Source organism: Acetobacter indonesiensis, assembly GCF_000963945.1.
GTDB classification, from domain to species: domain Bacteria; phylum Pseudomonadota; class Alphaproteobacteria; order Acetobacterales; family Acetobacteraceae; genus Acetobacter; species Acetobacter indonesiensis.
In genome coordinates, this window is record NZ_BAMW01000015.1 from 217,433 (window position 1) to 231,386 (window position 13,954).

Below are 13,954 nucleotides of genomic sequence, written 5' to 3' on the forward strand. Positions count from 1 at the left end.
ATGAGCCGCCGTCACCGCGCTGTTAAGCGTGAGATTCTTCCTGATCCGAAGTTTGGAGACATCGTTATCACGCGTTTCATGAACGCCCTGATGTACGATGGCAAGAAATCCACTGCGGAAGGGATTGTATATGGAGCTCTCGAGGCGCTGGTGCGTCGGAGTGGGGCTTCAGCTGATCCGGTAGCGTTGTTCCACAATGCTCTGGATAATGTTAAGCCTGCTGTAGAGGTTCGTTCCCGCCGTGTTGGTGGTGCGACGTATCAGGTTCCTGTTGAAGTTCGTGCAGAACGTCGTCAGGCGCTTGCTATCCGCTGGGTGATTGATGCCTCCCGTAAGCGGGGTGAAAACACCATGCAGGACCGGCTGTCCAACGAACTGATGGACGCCGTGAATAACCGTGGCGCTGCTGTAAAGAAGCGTGAAGATACCCATCGTATGGCTGAAGCAAACAAAGCATTCAGTCACTATCGCTGGTAATCTTCTCAGGGGTATGGCGTTCACTCTCTGGTGAGTGAGAGCACACTTATTAGAAACTGCATCCCGATAAATTCGTGGGGCATGGAGTAGAGAAATGGCTAAGGCTAAATTTGAGCGGAATAAACCGCACTGCAACATCGGTACGATCGGCCACGTTGATCATGGCAAGACGTCTCTGACCGCTGCAATCACTAAGACGCTGGCTAAGGCTGGTGGTGCCGAATTCAAGGCATACGACCAGATCGATGCGGCTCCTGAAGAACGCGCTCGTGGTATCACCATTTCCACCGCACACGTGGAATACGAAACCGCGAACCGTCATTACGCACACGTCGACTGCCCTGGACATGCTGACTACGTGAAGAACATGATCACGGGTGCAGCGCAGATGGACGGCGCGATCCTGGTTGTGTCTGCAGCTGACGGCCCAATGCCTCAGACTCGTGAGCACATCCTGCTTGCTCGTCAGGTTGGTGTGCCTGCGCTGGTTGTCTTCCTGAACAAGGTTGACCAAGTTGACGATCCGGAACTGCTTGAACTGGTTGAAATGGAAGTTCGTGAGCTTCTGTCTTCTTATCAGTTCCCTGGCGACGATATCCCCATCATCAAGGGTTCTGCTCTGGTAACGCTGGAAGATGGTGACCCGGAAATCGGTGAAAACCGCGTGCGTGACCTGATGGATGCGGTTGACTCCTACATCCCGCAGCCGGAACGCCCTGTTGATCGTCCGTTCCTGATGCCGATCGAAGACGTGTTCTCCATCTCTGGTCGTGGTACTGTTGTGACCGGTCGTGTTGAGCGTGGCGTTGTGAACGTTGGTGACGAAGTTGAAATCGTGGGTCTGAAAGACACCGTGAAGACAACTGTTACCGGTGTTGAAATGTTCCGTAAGCTGCTTGATCGCGGTGAAGCTGGTGACAACATTGGTGCGCTGGTTCGTGGCACGAAGCGTGAAGACGTTGAGCGTGGTCAGGTTCTTGCAAAGCCGGGTTCAATCACCCCGCACAAGAAGTTCAAGGCAGAAGCTTACATCCTGACGAAGGAAGAAGGTGGCCGTCATACGCCGTTCTTCACCAACTATCGTCCGCAGTTCTACTTCCGTACGACTGACGTAACGGGTGTTGTGCACCTGCCGGAAGGCACGGAAATGGTTATGCCTGGCGATAACTGCGCCATGGATGTTGAACTGATTGCACCGATCGCCATGGATGAAGGTCTCCGCTTCGCTATTCGCGAAGGTGGCCGCACCGTTGGTGCAGGTGTTGTGGCTTCTATCACCGAATAATTCGGATAGTAGCCTAGGACTGTATGGCCCCGGCTGAGTCAATCAGCCGGGGTCTTACTTGGCGGCCGGGTTTCCCCGGACAAGTAAAGTGTTGGACTAAGAAACAATGGACAACCAGAACATCCGCATTCGCCTAAAGGCGTACGATCACCGCGTGCTGGACAACAGCACAAAAGAGATCGTAAACACGGCGAAGCGTACGGGTGCGCGGGTTCGGGGTCCTATCCCGCTGCCGACGCATATCGAACGGTTTACTGTAAACCGCTCTCCCCACGTGGATAAGAAGAGCCGCGAACAGTTCGAAATTCGGACTCATCGCCGCCTGCTCGATATTGTCGAGCCAACTCCGCAGACCGTGGACGCTCTCATGAAACTCGACCTCGCCGCTGGCGTGGATGTCGAGATCAAACTTTAAGGTCCAGACGATGCGCACCGGATTAATCGCAAAGAAGTTGGGCATGTCCCGACTGTTCAAGGAAGATGGCACGCATGTGCCTGTTACCGTCCTGCATGTTGATGCCGTGCAGGTGGTTGATGTTCGTACCCAGGAGCGGGACGGCTATACAGCTGTTCAGCTTGGTATGAGCAACGCCAAGGTAAAAAATGTCACCAAGCCGAACCGCGGCCATTTTGCCCGCACCAAGGTTGAGCCAAAAAAGAAGCTGGTTGAATTCCGTGTAGCTGACGATGCTACGCTGGAAGCTGGCGCTTCTCTTTCTGCTGCTCACTTTGTTGTTGGCCAGAAAGTGGACGTGACAGGCACCAGCAAAGGTAAGGGGTTTGCAGGCGCAATGAAGCGCTGGAACTTCGCTGGTCTGGAAGCCTCCCACGGTGTGTCCATCTCTCACCGTTCTCATGGTTCTACCGGTAACCGTCAGGATCCTGGTAAAACCTTCAAGAACAAGAAGATGGCTGGTCATCTTGGTGATGAGCGAATTACTACTCTGAATCTTGAAATCGCTGCGATTGATCCGGAAAAGAACCTGATCATGATCCGTGGTTCCGTTCCTGGAGCCAAAAACGGGGTCGTTCTGGTTCGCGATGCGATCAAAAAAGCCCGCCATGTCGACGCGCCATATCCGGCAGCTCTCGTGACGGCGGAGGGCTGAGGTCATGGAAATCGAAATCAAAACGCTTGATAACGGCACTGCAGGTTCCGCTACTCTTCCGGACGAACTTTTTGCTGTTGCCCCGCGCGCAGACATCATGGCGCGTGTTGTTCACTGGCAGCTGGCAAAACGCCGTGCTGGTACGCATGCTGTAAAAGGCATGGGCGCTGTGTCTGGTACAACAAAGAAGCCGTACAAGCAGAAGGGCACGGGTAGTGCTCGTCAGGGCTCTTTGCGTGCACCTCAGTATCGCACTGGTGGTGTGGTTCATGGCCCGGTTTCCCGTGATCATGGCTACGACCTGCCCAAGAAAGTGCGTCGTCTGGGTTTGATCTCTGCGCTTTCCCAGAAAGCACAGGACGGCAAGCTGATTGTTCTGCAGTCTGCTTCTGGCGTTGCCCGCACAAGCGAACTGGCAGTCAAGCTGAAAAACCTCGGCCTGAAATCCGCCCTTATTGTTGACGCTGCTGTTGATGAAGGCTTCGTTCGCGCTGCGCGCAACCTGCCGAAGATCGACGTTCTGCCTACGATCGGCGCCAACGTGTATGATATTCTTAACCACGAGGTTCTGGCCATCACCCAGGCAGGTCTCGAAGGTCTGAAGGAGCGCCTGGCATGACCAACATTCTTGCTCTGCGCAAGAAAGCCGAGCGTCTTTCCCGTGAAGCGATGTACGACATTGTTCGTGCACCGCTGGTGACGGAAAAGGCAACTGCGCTTTCTGAAAAAAATCAGGTTGTTTTCAAAGTTGCCATTACGGCAACCAAGCCTGAAATCAAGGTTGCAGTGGAAACACTGTTCGGCGTCAAGGTTGTTGGTGTGAACACCCTTGTCCAGAAGGGCAAGACCAAGCGCTTCAAAGGGCGTATGGGGCAGCGTTCTGACATCAAGAAGGCGTTCGTCCAGCTTGCGGAAGGTCAGTCAATTGACCTGACCGCCAAACTGGCGTGACGTGGGGTAGGAACAAATGGCACTGAAGCACTTTAATCCCGTCACGCCGAGCCTTCGCGGCACGGTTCTGATTGATCGCGCCGATCTGTGGAAAGGCAAGCCGGTCAAGCAGCTGACCGAAGGTAAGAACAAGACTGGCGGCCGTAACAATAACGGTCGTACCACGTCGCGTTTCCGTGGTGGTGGTCACAAGCAGTCTTACCGTTATGTCGACTTCAAGCGTCGCAAATTTGACGTGCTGGGCACGGTTGAGCGTCTGGAATATGACCCCAACCGTACCGCCTTCATCGCGCTGGTGAAGTATGAAGATGGCGAACTGGCTTACATTCTGGCTCCGCAGCGTCTGAAAGTGGGTGACAATGTCATCGCTGGCACGCGCGTTGACATTAAGCCAGGGAACGCAATGCCGCTGGCCTCTATCCCGGTCGGCACCATTGTGCACAACATCGAACTGAAGCAGGGAGCTGGTGGTAAGCTGGCCCGTTCTGCAGGCACCTATGCCCAGCTCGTTGGTAAGGACTCCGGTTACGCGCAGATCAAACTGCAGTCTGGTGAACTTCGTGTTGTGCGTGGTGAATGCATGGCAACTGTTGGGGCTGTGTCCAATCCGGACAACATGAACCAGCATCTGGGTAAAGCCGGTCGTGCCCGTTGGTTGGGTCGTCGTCCGCACAACCGCGGCGTTGTGATGAACCCGGTTGACCATCCACATGGTGGTGGTGAAGGCCGCACATCTGGTGGTCGTCATCCGGTTACGCCGTGGGGCAAGCCCACCAAAGGTTACAAAACTCGGGTCAATAAGCGTACGGACAGTCTGATTATCCGTCGTCGCAAGACCGGCAAGTAAGGGGCAATAGAAGATGGCACGTTCCGTCTGGAAAGGCCCGTTCGTCGACGGGTATCTGCTGAGCAAAGCTGAAGCGTCCCGTGCGTCGGGTCGTAACGAAGTGATCAAGATCTGGTCACGTCGTTCCACGATCCTTCCGCAGTTCGTTGGACTGACGTTCGGTGTTTACAATGGTCACAAGTTCCTGCCTGTGCAGGTGACGGAGAATATGGTCGGACACAAGTTCGGTGAATTTTCTCCCACCCGTACGTTCCACGGGCACGGGGCTGATAAGAAGTCGAAGCGGGGCTAAAATGAGCAAGCCGAAACAGCCGCGCACGCTCGCGGAAACAGAAGCGCAGGCCGTTACGCGCAACATTCGGGTTAGTCCCCGCAAGTTGAACCTTGTTGCTGGTCTTATCCGCAACAAGTCTGCGTCTCAGGCAGTAGCCACTCTTACGTTCTCCAAGCGCCGCATTGCGCAGCAGGTCAAAAAGACTCTGGAAAGCGCGATTGCAAATGCAGAGAACAATCATCAGCTGGATGTTGACCAGCTGGTGGTTAAGACGGCTGAAGTTGGGAAGTCCATCGTGATGCGTCGCTTCCATGCGCGTGGTCGTGGTCGTTCTGCCCGTGTTGAAAAATTCTTCAGCCATCTGAAGATCGTTGTTGCTGAACGGGCTCCTGAGCCAGAAGCAGCTTCTACTGAGCAGAAGGCGGCCTGAGGTATGGGACACAAAGTCAATCCGATCGGGCTTCGGCTCGGTATCAATCGCACCTGGGATAGCCGCTGGTATGCTGATGGCGACTATTCTCGCCTGCTGCATGAAGACCTGAAGCTGCGCGCATTCCTGCGTCGCAAGCTTTCTGGCGCTGGTGTGTCTCGCGTTGTTATCGAACGTCCGGCCAAGAAGCCGCGCGTGACGATCTACGCAGCACGTCCTGGCGTGGTTATCGGCAAGAAGGGTCAGGACATTGACGCTCTGCGTAAAGAGCTGACCCGTATGGCTGGCACAGAAGTGGCTCTCAACATCGTTGAGATCCGCAAGCCGGAAATCGACGCGACACTGGTTGCTGACAACATTGCACAGCAGCTTGAACGCCGCGTTGCATTCCGTCGTGCCATGAAGCGTGCAGTCCAGTCTGCTATGCGTCTTGGCGCACAGGGTATCCGGATCAACTGCTCCGGTCGTCTTGGTGGTGCGGAAATCGCTCGTATCGAGTGGTATCGTGAAGGCCGCGTGCCGCTTCACACTCTGCGCGCCGACATCGATTACGGAACAGCCACAGCGAAGACCACCTACGGCACCTGCGGTGTTAAGGTTTGGATCTTCAAAGGTGAAATCCTGGCGCATGACCCACTGGCTCAGGACCGCCGGGCGGCCGAACAGGCCCCTCAGCGCTGAGGCGAAGGATAGAAGACAATGCTTTCTCCAAAGCGTACTAAATTCCGCAAGGCGCATAAAGGTCGTATTCACGGCCTCGCCAAAAGCGGCACCACGCTTAACTTTGGCACGTTCGGTCTGAAGGCTCTTCAGCCCGAACGTATCACTGCACGTCAGATCGAAGCGTCACGTCGCGCCATCACGCGCGCCATGAAACGTGCCGGTCGCGTGTGGATTCGTATTTTTCCTGACCTTCCGGTCTCGACAAAGCCTGCAGAAGTGCGTATGGGCTCCGGCAAGGGATCACCTGAATACTGGGTGGCCCGCGTGAGGCCTGGTCGTATTTTGTTTGAAATCGAAGGCGTGCCGCCTGAAGTTGCGCGTGAAGCGTTGGCTCTCGGTGCAGCGAAGCTGCCGATCAAGACAAAGTTTGTGACCCGAATTGGAGATGCGTGAGATGGCAAAGGCAACAAAGCCAGCTGATCTGCGTGCCAAGACGTCAGACGAACTGAACGCGCTTCTGCTTGAGCTGAAGCGTGAACAGCTTAATCTGCGTTTCCAGCAGGCAACCGGGCAGACCGAAGGGCAGAGCCGCGTTCGGGTGATCCGTCGTGAAATTGCGCGCATCAAGACGATTGTGGCGCAAAATGAGAAGACTGCGGCAGGTGCGAAAACATCTGCTGCCATTTCCTGAAGGGAGTTGGACGATGCCAAGGCGCGTCCTTACCGGACGTGTGACCAGCGACAAAATGGACAAGACCGTTACGGTTCTTGTCGAACGTCGCGTCATGCATCCGCTGTATAAGAAGTTCATCCGTCGCTCTAAGAAATATGCAGCGCACGATGAAGAAAATGTCTGCAAGATGGGCGATACGGTGCGCATTATCGAGTGCACTCCGATTTCCCGCCGGAAGACGTGGGCTGTTGTTTCTCGCAATGGCGAGGTCGTAGACGCCTCCGCTGCTGGCGTTTCGGCGTAAGGTAAGGATATCGAAACATGATCCATCCCGAGACCAACCTCGACGTTGCCGATAACTCCGGTGCGCGTCAGGTGCAGTGCATCAAGGTGCTGGGCGGTTCCAAGCGGAAGTCTGCCTCGGTCGGCGACGTGATCGTCGTGTCTGTCAAAGAAGCCATCCCCCGTGGGAAGGTGAAAAAAGGCGACGTCCACCAAGCTGTTATCGTCCGTACGTCTTATCCGGTTCGCCGCCCTGACGGCAGTGCAATCCGTTTTGATAAGAACGCAGCTGTGCTGATCAACAAGCAGCAGGAGCCGATCGGCACCCGTATTTTCGGACCGGTTGTTCGTGAACTGCGTGCGCGCAAGTTCATGAAGATCATTTCTCTGGCGCCGGAGGTGCTATAAATGGCTGCGCGTATTAAAAAAGGCGATACAGTCGTTGTCATCAGCGGTTCCTCAAAGGGAATCGAAGGTGAAGTTCTTTCTGTGCGTCCGGCAGAAAATCGCGCCATTGTGCGTGGTGTTGCTGTTGTGAAGCGTCACCAGAAAGCGACCCGTATGGGTGAAGAAGGTGGCATTATTTCTCGTGAAGCCCCGGTTCACCTTTCCAATCTGAAGCTGGTTGATCCAGCTTCCAAGAAGCCAACTCGTGTTGGCTTCCGTGTATTGGAAGATGGGCGCAAAGTTCGTGTTGCTAAAGCAACCGGCGAAGTCATTGAAGGCTGAGGGGGCGAGAATGAGTGACTCTAAGAACGTTCGTTCCGTTCCTCGTTTTCAGGAACGCTATGAAAGCGAATTGCGTGCCAAGCTGCGTGAGCAGTTCGGTTACAAAAATATCATGCAGGTTCCGCGGCTGGAAAAAATCGTCCTGAATATGGGCGTTGGTGAAGCTGCGGGTGACCAGAAGAAGCTTGATGCTGCTTTTGCTGAAATGACACTGATTGCTGGTCAGAAACCAGTTAAAACAGTGGCAAAGAAAGCAATCGCTGGGTTTAAGATTCGTGAAGGTCTGCCAATTGGTTGTAAAGTGACACTGCGCCGTGCGCAGATGTACGAATTCCTTGATCGTCTGGTTACGATTGCGATGCCGCGTATTCGCGACTTCCGTGGTCTGCCGGCTAACAAGGGTTTTGACGGGCGTGGCAATTTTGCGCTTGGTCTGAAAGAACAGATCGTTTTCCCGGAAATCGACTACGATAAAGTTGACGAAATCCGTGGTATGGACGTTGTGTTCGTGACCAGTGCAAAGACGGATGCTGAAGCAAAAGCGCTTCTTAAAGCATTCGATCTTCCCTTTGCAGCCTGAGGAAAATCGTCTACCTGTCACCAGGTGTTGTTGTCTTGGAAAACCATCGAAGGTTTTCGAAGGGTTCCGGAGGATAAAAATATATGGCTAAGACTTCTGCCATCACGCGTAATGCCAAGCGTGCTCGCATGGCAACGCGTGACAAGGAAAAGCGTGCGGCGCTGAAAAACATCGTGATGGACCGCTCGCTTCCTGTAGAAGATCGGTTTGATGCGTCTTTGAAGCTGGCTGAACTGCCTCGTAATGGTTCGCGCGTTCGCGTGCGTCTCCGTTGCAAGCTTACGGGCCGTTCTCGTGGTAACTACCGCAAGTTTGAGCTGTGCCGTATTGCACTGCGTGATCTGGCTTCTACCGGCCAGATTCCGGGCTTGGTTAAAGCTAGCTGGTAAGGGCGCACAATGTCACTTTCTGATCCGCTGGGTGATATGCTCACCCGCATCCGTAACGCACAGCGTGCGCGTCATACCGCCTGTGTGTCTCCGGCTTCTAATCTGCGTTCAAACGTTCTTGATGCACTTCAGCGTGAAGGCTACATCCGTGGCTACAAGCGTGAAGAAGTCCGCAAGGGCATCGTTCAGCTGCATATCGAGCTGAAATACGCTGAAGGCGAACCGGTTATCAAAGAAATTCACCGTGTGTCCCGTCCTGGTCGCCGTGTGTATTCTAAAATTAAAGAATTGCCGCGTGTGCGTGCCGGTCTGGGTGTTTCCATCCTGTCCACACCGCGTGGTGTTCTTTCCGATGTCGAGGCTCGCGCTGCCAATGTTGGCGGTGAAGTCCTCTGTCGCGTGTTCTGAGGAGGGATACATGTCACGTGTAGGCAAATATCCCGTTGATGTACCCGCGGGAGTGACTGTCTCGATTGCAGACGGTGTTTTTAAGGCAAAAGGCAAGCTGGGTGAGCTTTCTCTTCCGCTTTCCTCTCATATCGAAGCTGAGATTGCAGATGGTAAGGTTGCGGTTCGCCCCGTGAACGATGCCTCTCAGGCTCGCATGATGTGGGGCACGACGCGTGCCTTGATTGCTACGGCTGTTAAGGGCGTCTCTGAAGGGTTCTCTAAAACTCTGGAAATCAACGGCACGGGGTATCGTGCTGCTGTTCAGGGTTCCAACCTTGTGATGAACCTCGGTTTCTCTCACGACGTGGTCTATCCGATTCCGCAGGGTATCAAGATCTCCACGCCGCGTCCGACCGCTATCGTTGTCGAAGGTATCGACAAGCAGCGCGTAGGGCAGGTTGCTCTTGATATTCGCAGCTATCGCAAACCAGAGCCTTACAAAGGCAAGGGTGTGCGTTATGAGACGGAAACCATTCGCCGCAAGGAAGGCAAGAAGAAATAATGAGCACTCAGCAGGAACTGCGGAATCGGCGGCGCGATCGCCTCCGTTTTCAGCTCCGTCGCAAGGCTGGTGGTCGTCCGCGTCTGTCGGTCTTCCGGTCTGGCAAGAACATTTATGCGCAGGTCATTGATGACGTTGCAGGGCGTACCCTCGCCGCTGCTTCCAGCCTGGATAAAGAACTGCGTGAAGGCCTGAAGACAGGTGCCAACAAAGACAGCGCTAACGCTGTTGGTAAGTTGGTAGCACAGCGCGCTGTTGCCGCTGGTGTTTCTCAGGTTGTGTTCGATCGTGGGGCATATCTTTATCATGGGCGCGTGAAGGCGCTGGCGGAGGCTGCCCGCGAGGGCGGTCTCTCCTTCTGAGGAAAGGATCACGTAATGGCTCGTGAACCAAGAGAAGGCGGTCGAGGCGGCCGTGATCGCGAACGCGAAGGTGATGAACTGGTCGATAAGCTGGTTACCATCAACCGCGTTGCTAAAGTTGTTAAGGGCGGTCGGCGTTTTGCTTTTGCAGCGCTGGTTGTTGTTGGCGACCAGAAGGGCCGCGTCGGTTACGGCGCTGGTAAAGCCCGTGAAGTGCCTGAAGCTATTCGGAAAGCTACGGAACGTGCCAAACGCGGCATGATCCGTGTGCCGATGAAAGAAGGCCGCACACTGCATCATGATGTTGCTGGTCACTTTGGTGCTGGTAAAGTTGTTCTGCGTTCAGCAGAAGCAGGGACCGGGATCATCGCTGGTGGTCCGATGCGTGCAGTTTTTGAAAGCCTGGGTATTAACGACGTTGTTGCCAAGTCACTTGGCACACGTAACCCGCACAACATGGTCAAGGCGACGTTTGACGCTCTGTCCAATTGTGCCAGCCCACGTTCTGTTGCAAACCGTCGCGGCAAGAAAGTTGCTGAAATCTTCGGTAAGCGCGATCAGGCTGCTTCAGCCGGGGAGGGTGTAGATGCCTGAAACAAAAACCTTCAAGGTTATCCAGATTGCGTCCGCTAATGGACGCAAGCCTGGGCAGAAAGAAACCCTGATTGGTCTCGGTCTGAATAAAATCGGTCGGGAACGGGTTCTTGAAGATACACCGTCCACACGGGGTATGGTCCGCAAAGTGGCCCACCTTGTGAAGGTGGAGGATTGATATGAATCTGAACGAGCTTCGCGATAACGAGGGTTCTCGTTATCGTAAAAAGCGGCTGGGTCGTGGTATCGGCTCAGGCAAAGGCAAGACATCCGGTAAAGGTGTTAAGGGGCAGAAAGCACGTGAAGGTGTGTCCCTGAACGGCTTTGAAGGTGGTCAGCTGCCTATCTACCGTCGTTTGCCAAAGCGTGGCTTCAAAAACATCTTCCGTAAGGTGTATGCGCCAGTTAACCTTGGTGCAGTTGAAAAAGCTTTTGCTGACGGTAAGCTGAACGCTGGTGCGGCTGTAACAGAAGATCTGCTGAAACAGGCTGGTCTGGTTGGTACAGGCAAATATGCTGGCGTGCGCATTCTGGGCGAAGGCGAACTGACACGCGCTGTCACGTTCGAAGTTTCTGGTGCTTCTGCTTCTGCAGTGGCAGCAGTCGAAAAGGCTGGAGGTTCTGTAAAGATCCTTGCGCCGAAAGCGGCTGAAGCCAGCGCATCCTGATGCGAATAGGTGAGGGCAGGGTCATAGCTGCTCTCACCTGGTCTGTGTTTCCAGAATTCTTCTGGGTTAACTCTTAGACTATCATGCCAGCGTCACCGCAGTCTGTGGTGACGCTGTTTGTGTGAAAGGACGGATGCATGGCTTCCGCGGCCGAACAGCTGGCTGCCAACTTTAATGTAGGCTCCTTGGCCAAGGCGACAGAACTCAAGAAGCGCATTTGGTTCACACTGGGTGCACTGATTATTTATCGCCTCGGTACCTACATTCCTGTTCCTGGCGTAGATGCAACGGTGATGGGCCAGTTATTGGCACAGCATCAGGGTGGCATTCTGGGCATGTTCAACATGTTCACGGGTGGCGCGCTGGGGCGTATGACCGTTTTTGCCCTTAATATTATGCCTTACATCTCTGCCTCTATTATCGTGCAGTTGATGTCTACGGCAGTTCCCTCTCTGGAAGCTTTGAAAAAAGAAGGCGAACAGGGGCGTAAAAAGCTTAATCAGTATACCCGCTACCTTACTGTTTTTATTGCGTTATTTCAGGCTTATGGCATTGCAGTCGGCCTTGAAAGTATGCATAGCGCAGCGGGTGCGGCGGTTGTAAATCCTGGCGTTTTCTTCCTTGCGTCATGCGTAATCACTCTGGTCGGGGGCACCATGTTCCTGATGTGGCTGGGTGAACAGATTACGTCACGCGGCGTGGGTAACGGGATTTCGCTGATTATCTTTGCTGGTATTGTGGCGAACCTGCCTCATGCCCTCGCAAGTCTTTTTCAGCTTGGCTACACGGGTGCACTTTCTCCCTTCTTTGTTCTGGTGTTTCTGGTTCTTGCGGCCATTACCATCACGTTCATTGTCTTTATGGAGCAAGCGCAGCGCCGCGTTGTGATCCAATATCCGAAGCGTCAGATGGGGCAGAGAATGTTTGGTGGTGACTCCACCCATATGCCTCTGAAGGTTAATACGGCGGGTGTTATCCCACCTATTTTTGCGTCTTCCGTTTTGTTGATCCCGGTCACGATCTCCGGTTTCATGAACGGCAAATCCATGCCTGGATGGCTTTCCTTTTTGGGTGAGGAATTAGGGCAGGGACAGCCGCTCTATATGCTGTTTTATGCAGCCATGATTGTCTTCTTTTCGTATTTTTATGCGGCCGTTACGTTTAACCCCACGGAAACAGCGGACAATCTGAGAAAGCAGGGTGGCTTTATTCCCGGGATTCGTCCTGGTGCAGCTACGGCGACATATTTTGATCGTATTCTGACGCGTCTGACCACAATCGGCGCTGCTTATATGGTCTTGGTCTGTCTGCTGCCTCAGATCCTTATCAGCCGTTATAATGTGCCGTTCTATTTTGGTGGTACCAGCCTGATTATTATCGTCTCGGTGACGATTGATACGGTCACGCAGGTGCAGTCTCACCTTGTTGCGCACCAGTATCAGGGGCTGATGCGTCGTTCGCGGGGTGGTAAAAAACAAAGGATCATCCGCAGATGAACATTATTTTTCTGGGACCGCCTGGTGCCGGGAAGGGAACGCAGTCCAAGCGTTTGGAAGAACGCTACGGACTGGTTCAGATTTCTACTGGCGATATGCTGCGGGCCGAAGTGGCGCGTGGGTCAGACGTCGGGAATCAAGCCAAAAGCCTGATGGATTCCGGTCGTCTGGTGCCGGATGAGCTGATTATCGCCATGCTGAAATCTCGTATTGAGCAGCCTGATTGTGCAAAGGGATTTATCCTGGATGGATTCCCGCGCACGACAGGGCAGGCTGAAGCCCTTGATACGATGCTGACAGCGGATAAGAAAAAAATCGACGTCGTTCTGTTTCTGGATGTGGACGAAGATATTCTGGCTGACAGAATATCTGGACGGTTCACCTGTGCCAAATGTGGTGCGACGTATAACGAAGTTTCAAATCCGCCCAAGCAGGAAGGCGTTTGTGACGCATGTGGCAGCCACGAATTCAAACGTCGGGCTGATGACAAGCGTGAAACCGTTGTGGAACGGCTGAAAGAATACCGGAAGCTGACTGCCCCGATTCTGCCATTTTATGAAAAAACGGGCCGTCTTCATAAAATTAACGGCATGCTGTCGACCGCCGAAGTTACGGCGCAGATTGAAGCAGTTATGGCTGGACAGTGATCGATCACGAAAAAGTGATCTGTTTTCGTTGACTTGTGCGGGTGGCCGGTATATTTCGCGGCCACTGAGTGAAATCTGCTTCCGGTGATGGAAGCTATGAGTGTCTGCCCATTCTGGGTAGAACGACAGGAGTGTAAGGCGTGGCACGTATTGCCGGCGTGAATGTCCCGACAAACAAACGGGTTGTTATCGGGCTTCAGTATATCTACGGGATTGGCGCAACCAAGGCTGACCAGATTTGTAAATCTGCTGGTATCCCTGAAGCGAAGCGCGTGAACGAACTGAGCGACGACGAAATCATGAAGCTGCGTGAGCTGATTGATACCCAGTATCGCGTTGAAGGCGATCTGCGTCGTGAAGTTGCGATGAACATCAAACGTCTGATGGATCTGGGCTGCTACCGCGGTCTGCGTCACCGTCGTGGCCTGCCTGTGCATGGTCAGCGGACGCATACCAACGCCCGTACCCGTAAGGGTAAGGCTGTTGCGATTGCTGGTAAGAAAAAAGCTACACGCTAATCCGATTTGCTGAACAATTCCGGATGGC

General features: G+C 53.9%; 26 protein-coding genes. All 26 read left to right on the top strand.

Annotated elements, in window-relative coordinates:
- The 26 genes from rpsG (at position 1) to rpsM (ending at position 13,926) form a co-directional block, all read left to right on the top strand.
- A complete protein-coding gene (gene rpsG / locus Abin_RS05855; protein ID WP_048845400.1) occupies positions 1-477 on the top strand; it encodes a 30S ribosomal protein S7 in 477 nt (158 codons plus the stop codon).
- Positions 478-571: 94 nt separating this feature from the next.
- Positions 572-1,762 (top strand): elongation factor Tu, encoded by a 1,191-nt coding sequence (tuf, locus tag Abin_RS05860; RefSeq protein ID WP_048845401.1) that lies wholly within the window; start codon positions 572-574, stop codon positions 1,760-1,762.
- 106 nt (positions 1,763-1,868) lie between these two features.
- Positions 1,869-2,177, top strand: coding sequence for a 30S ribosomal protein S10 (gene rpsJ / locus Abin_RS05865; protein ID WP_007282720.1), 309 nt, complete (start codon positions 1,869-1,871; stop codon positions 2,175-2,177).
- Between the two features lie 10 nt (positions 2,178-2,187).
- On the top strand, positions 2,188-2,871 hold the full coding sequence (gene rplC / locus Abin_RS05870; RefSeq protein ID WP_048845402.1) for a 50S ribosomal protein L3: 684 nt from the start codon (positions 2,188-2,190) through the stop codon (positions 2,869-2,871).
- Positions 2,872-2,875: 4 nt separating this feature from the next.
- Positions 2,876-3,490, top strand: a complete 615-nt coding sequence (gene rplD / locus Abin_RS05875) for a 50S ribosomal protein L4 (protein ID WP_048845403.1) — start codon at positions 2,876-2,878, stop codon at positions 3,488-3,490.
- Entirely contained in the window at positions 3,487-3,822 is a 336-nt protein-coding gene (locus tag Abin_RS05880; protein WP_048845404.1) for a 50S ribosomal protein L23, read from the top strand. The genes rplD and Abin_RS05880 overlap by 4 nt, the downstream gene beginning before the upstream one ends.
- A 16-nt stretch (positions 3,823-3,838) precedes the next feature.
- The gene (rplB, locus tag Abin_RS05885) at positions 3,839-4,669 is read left to right on the top strand and encodes a 50S ribosomal protein L2 (protein ID WP_048845405.1); all 831 of its coding nucleotides are present in this window, start codon (positions 3,839-3,841) and stop codon (positions 4,667-4,669) included.
- Positions 4,670-4,682: 13 nt separating this feature from the next.
- Positions 4,683-4,961 (top strand): 30S ribosomal protein S19, encoded by a 279-nt coding sequence (gene rpsS, locus Abin_RS05890; protein WP_048838100.1) that lies wholly within the window; start codon positions 4,683-4,685, stop codon positions 4,959-4,961.
- Position 4,962: 1 nt separating this feature from the next.
- Positions 4,963-5,373 (top strand): 50S ribosomal protein L22, encoded by a 411-nt coding sequence (gene rplV / locus Abin_RS05895; protein WP_048845406.1) that lies wholly within the window; start codon positions 4,963-4,965, stop codon positions 5,371-5,373.
- A 3-nt stretch (positions 5,374-5,376) separates the two neighbouring features.
- Positions 5,377-6,054 (top strand): 30S ribosomal protein S3, encoded by a 678-nt coding sequence (gene rpsC, locus Abin_RS05900; protein ID WP_006557762.1) that lies wholly within the window; start codon positions 5,377-5,379, stop codon positions 6,052-6,054.
- Positions 6,055-6,072: 18 nt separating this feature from the next.
- A complete protein-coding gene (gene rplP, locus Abin_RS05905) occupies positions 6,073-6,489 on the top strand; it encodes a 50S ribosomal protein L16 (protein WP_006557764.1) in 417 nt (138 codons plus the stop codon).
- A gap of 1 nt (position 6,490) precedes the next feature.
- A complete protein-coding gene (rpmC, locus tag Abin_RS05910; protein ID WP_048845407.1) occupies positions 6,491-6,727 on the top strand; it encodes a 50S ribosomal protein L29 in 237 nt (78 codons plus the stop codon).
- Between the two features lie 13 nt (positions 6,728-6,740).
- Positions 6,741-7,013 (top strand): 30S ribosomal protein S17, encoded by a 273-nt coding sequence (rpsQ, locus tag Abin_RS05915; protein WP_048845408.1) that lies wholly within the window; start codon positions 6,741-6,743, stop codon positions 7,011-7,013.
- 17 nt (positions 7,014-7,030) lie between these two features.
- Positions 7,031-7,399: a 50S ribosomal protein L14 gene (rplN, locus tag Abin_RS05920; RefSeq protein WP_006557767.1), complete on the top strand. Its 369-nt coding sequence runs from the start codon at positions 7,031-7,033 to the stop codon at positions 7,397-7,399.
- Positions 7,400-7,720 (top strand): 50S ribosomal protein L24, encoded by a 321-nt coding sequence (gene rplX, locus Abin_RS05925; RefSeq protein ID WP_048845409.1) that lies wholly within the window; start codon positions 7,400-7,402, stop codon positions 7,718-7,720. It abuts the gene before it with no gap.
- A 10-nt stretch (positions 7,721-7,730) separates the two neighbouring features.
- Positions 7,731-8,300 (top strand): 50S ribosomal protein L5, encoded by a 570-nt coding sequence (gene rplE / locus Abin_RS05930; RefSeq protein WP_048845410.1) that lies wholly within the window; start codon positions 7,731-7,733, stop codon positions 8,298-8,300.
- Positions 8,301-8,383: 83 nt separating this feature from the next.
- Entirely contained in the window at positions 8,384-8,689 is a 306-nt protein-coding gene (gene rpsN / locus Abin_RS05935) for a 30S ribosomal protein S14 (RefSeq protein ID WP_048845411.1), read from the top strand.
- 9 nt (positions 8,690-8,698) lie between these two features.
- Complete coding sequence (rpsH, locus tag Abin_RS05940) at positions 8,699-9,097, top strand: 30S ribosomal protein S8 (RefSeq protein ID WP_048845412.1); 399 nt, start codon at positions 8,699-8,701, stop codon at positions 9,095-9,097.
- A gap of 10 nt (positions 9,098-9,107) precedes the next feature.
- Positions 9,108-9,641 (top strand): 50S ribosomal protein L6, encoded by a 534-nt coding sequence (gene rplF / locus Abin_RS05945; RefSeq protein WP_048845413.1) that lies wholly within the window; start codon positions 9,108-9,110, stop codon positions 9,639-9,641.
- The gene (gene rplR, locus Abin_RS05950; RefSeq protein WP_048845414.1) at positions 9,641-10,003 is read left to right on the top strand and encodes a 50S ribosomal protein L18; all 363 of its coding nucleotides are present in this window, start codon (positions 9,641-9,643) and stop codon (positions 10,001-10,003) included. The genes rplF and rplR overlap by 1 nt, the downstream gene beginning before the upstream one ends.
- Positions 10,004-10,018: 15 nt before the next feature.
- A complete protein-coding gene (rpsE, locus tag Abin_RS05955) occupies positions 10,019-10,597 on the top strand; it encodes a 30S ribosomal protein S5 (protein WP_048845415.1) in 579 nt (192 codons plus the stop codon).
- On the top strand, positions 10,590-10,775 hold the full coding sequence (rpmD, locus tag Abin_RS05960) for a 50S ribosomal protein L30 (RefSeq protein WP_048845416.1): 186 nt from the start codon (positions 10,590-10,592) through the stop codon (positions 10,773-10,775). The genes rpsE and rpmD overlap by 8 nt, the downstream gene beginning before the upstream one ends.
- A 1-nt stretch (position 10,776) precedes the next feature.
- A complete protein-coding gene (gene rplO / locus Abin_RS05965) occupies positions 10,777-11,265 on the top strand; it encodes a 50S ribosomal protein L15 (RefSeq protein WP_048845417.1) in 489 nt (162 codons plus the stop codon).
- Positions 11,266-11,402: 137 nt separating this feature from the next.
- Positions 11,403-12,761 (top strand): preprotein translocase subunit SecY, encoded by a 1,359-nt coding sequence (gene secY, locus Abin_RS05970; protein WP_048845418.1) that lies wholly within the window; start codon positions 11,403-11,405, stop codon positions 12,759-12,761.
- A complete protein-coding gene (locus Abin_RS05975) occupies positions 12,758-13,408 on the top strand; it encodes an adenylate kinase (RefSeq protein WP_048845419.1) in 651 nt (216 codons plus the stop codon). Before secY ends, Abin_RS05975 begins: the two co-directional genes overlap by 4 nt.
- Positions 13,409-13,548: 140 nt before the next feature.
- On the top strand, positions 13,549-13,926 hold the full coding sequence (gene rpsM, locus Abin_RS05980) for a 30S ribosomal protein S13 (protein ID WP_006557779.1): 378 nt from the start codon (positions 13,549-13,551) through the stop codon (positions 13,924-13,926).
- Positions 13,927-13,954 lie beyond the last annotated feature (28 nt).

Bases quoted from the DNA above. Each gene is read 5' to 3' on its own strand.
- rpsG (WP_048845400.1), top strand. From the start codon at position 1: ATGAGCCGCCGTCACCGCGCTGTTAAGCGTGAGATTCTTCCTGATCCG.
- tuf (WP_048845401.1), top strand. From the start codon at position 572: ATGGCTAAGGCTAAATTTGAGCGGAATAAACCGCACTGCAACATCGGT.
- rpsJ (WP_007282720.1), top strand. From the start codon at position 1,869: ATGGACAACCAGAACATCCGCATTCGCCTAAAGGCGTACGATCACCGC.
- rplC (WP_048845402.1), top strand. From the start codon at position 2,188: ATGCGCACCGGATTAATCGCAAAGAAGTTGGGCATGTCCCGACTGTTC.
- rplD (WP_048845403.1), top strand. From the start codon at position 2,876: ATGGAAATCGAAATCAAAACGCTTGATAACGGCACTGCAGGTTCCGCT.
- Abin_RS05880 (WP_048845404.1), top strand. From the start codon at position 3,487: ATGACCAACATTCTTGCTCTGCGCAAGAAAGCCGAGCGTCTTTCCCGT.
- rplB (WP_048845405.1), top strand. From the start codon at position 3,839: ATGGCACTGAAGCACTTTAATCCCGTCACGCCGAGCCTTCGCGGCACG.
- rpsS (WP_048838100.1), top strand. From the start codon at position 4,683: ATGGCACGTTCCGTCTGGAAAGGCCCGTTCGTCGACGGGTATCTGCTG.
- rplV (WP_048845406.1), top strand. From the start codon at position 4,963: ATGAGCAAGCCGAAACAGCCGCGCACGCTCGCGGAAACAGAAGCGCAG.
- rpsC (WP_006557762.1), top strand. From the start codon at position 5,377: ATGGGACACAAAGTCAATCCGATCGGGCTTCGGCTCGGTATCAATCGC.
- rplP (WP_006557764.1), top strand. From the start codon at position 6,073: ATGCTTTCTCCAAAGCGTACTAAATTCCGCAAGGCGCATAAAGGTCGT.
- rpmC (WP_048845407.1), top strand. From the start codon at position 6,491: ATGGCAAAGGCAACAAAGCCAGCTGATCTGCGTGCCAAGACGTCAGAC.
- rpsQ (WP_048845408.1), top strand. From the start codon at position 6,741: ATGCCAAGGCGCGTCCTTACCGGACGTGTGACCAGCGACAAAATGGAC.
- rplN (WP_006557767.1), top strand. From the start codon at position 7,031: ATGATCCATCCCGAGACCAACCTCGACGTTGCCGATAACTCCGGTGCG.
- rplX (WP_048845409.1), top strand. From the start codon at position 7,400: ATGGCTGCGCGTATTAAAAAAGGCGATACAGTCGTTGTCATCAGCGGT.
- rplE (WP_048845410.1), top strand. From the start codon at position 7,731: ATGAGTGACTCTAAGAACGTTCGTTCCGTTCCTCGTTTTCAGGAACGC.
- rpsN (WP_048845411.1), top strand. From the start codon at position 8,384: ATGGCTAAGACTTCTGCCATCACGCGTAATGCCAAGCGTGCTCGCATG.
- rpsH (WP_048845412.1), top strand. From the start codon at position 8,699: ATGTCACTTTCTGATCCGCTGGGTGATATGCTCACCCGCATCCGTAAC.
- rplF (WP_048845413.1), top strand. From the start codon at position 9,108: ATGTCACGTGTAGGCAAATATCCCGTTGATGTACCCGCGGGAGTGACT.
- rplR (WP_048845414.1), top strand. From the start codon at position 9,641: ATGAGCACTCAGCAGGAACTGCGGAATCGGCGGCGCGATCGCCTCCGT.
- rpsE (WP_048845415.1), top strand. From the start codon at position 10,019: ATGGCTCGTGAACCAAGAGAAGGCGGTCGAGGCGGCCGTGATCGCGAA.
- rpmD (WP_048845416.1), top strand. From the start codon at position 10,590: ATGCCTGAAACAAAAACCTTCAAGGTTATCCAGATTGCGTCCGCTAAT.
- rplO (WP_048845417.1), top strand. From the start codon at position 10,777: ATGAATCTGAACGAGCTTCGCGATAACGAGGGTTCTCGTTATCGTAAA.
- secY (WP_048845418.1), top strand. From the start codon at position 11,403: ATGGCTTCCGCGGCCGAACAGCTGGCTGCCAACTTTAATGTAGGCTCC.
- Abin_RS05975 (WP_048845419.1), top strand. From the start codon at position 12,758: ATGAACATTATTTTTCTGGGACCGCCTGGTGCCGGGAAGGGAACGCAG.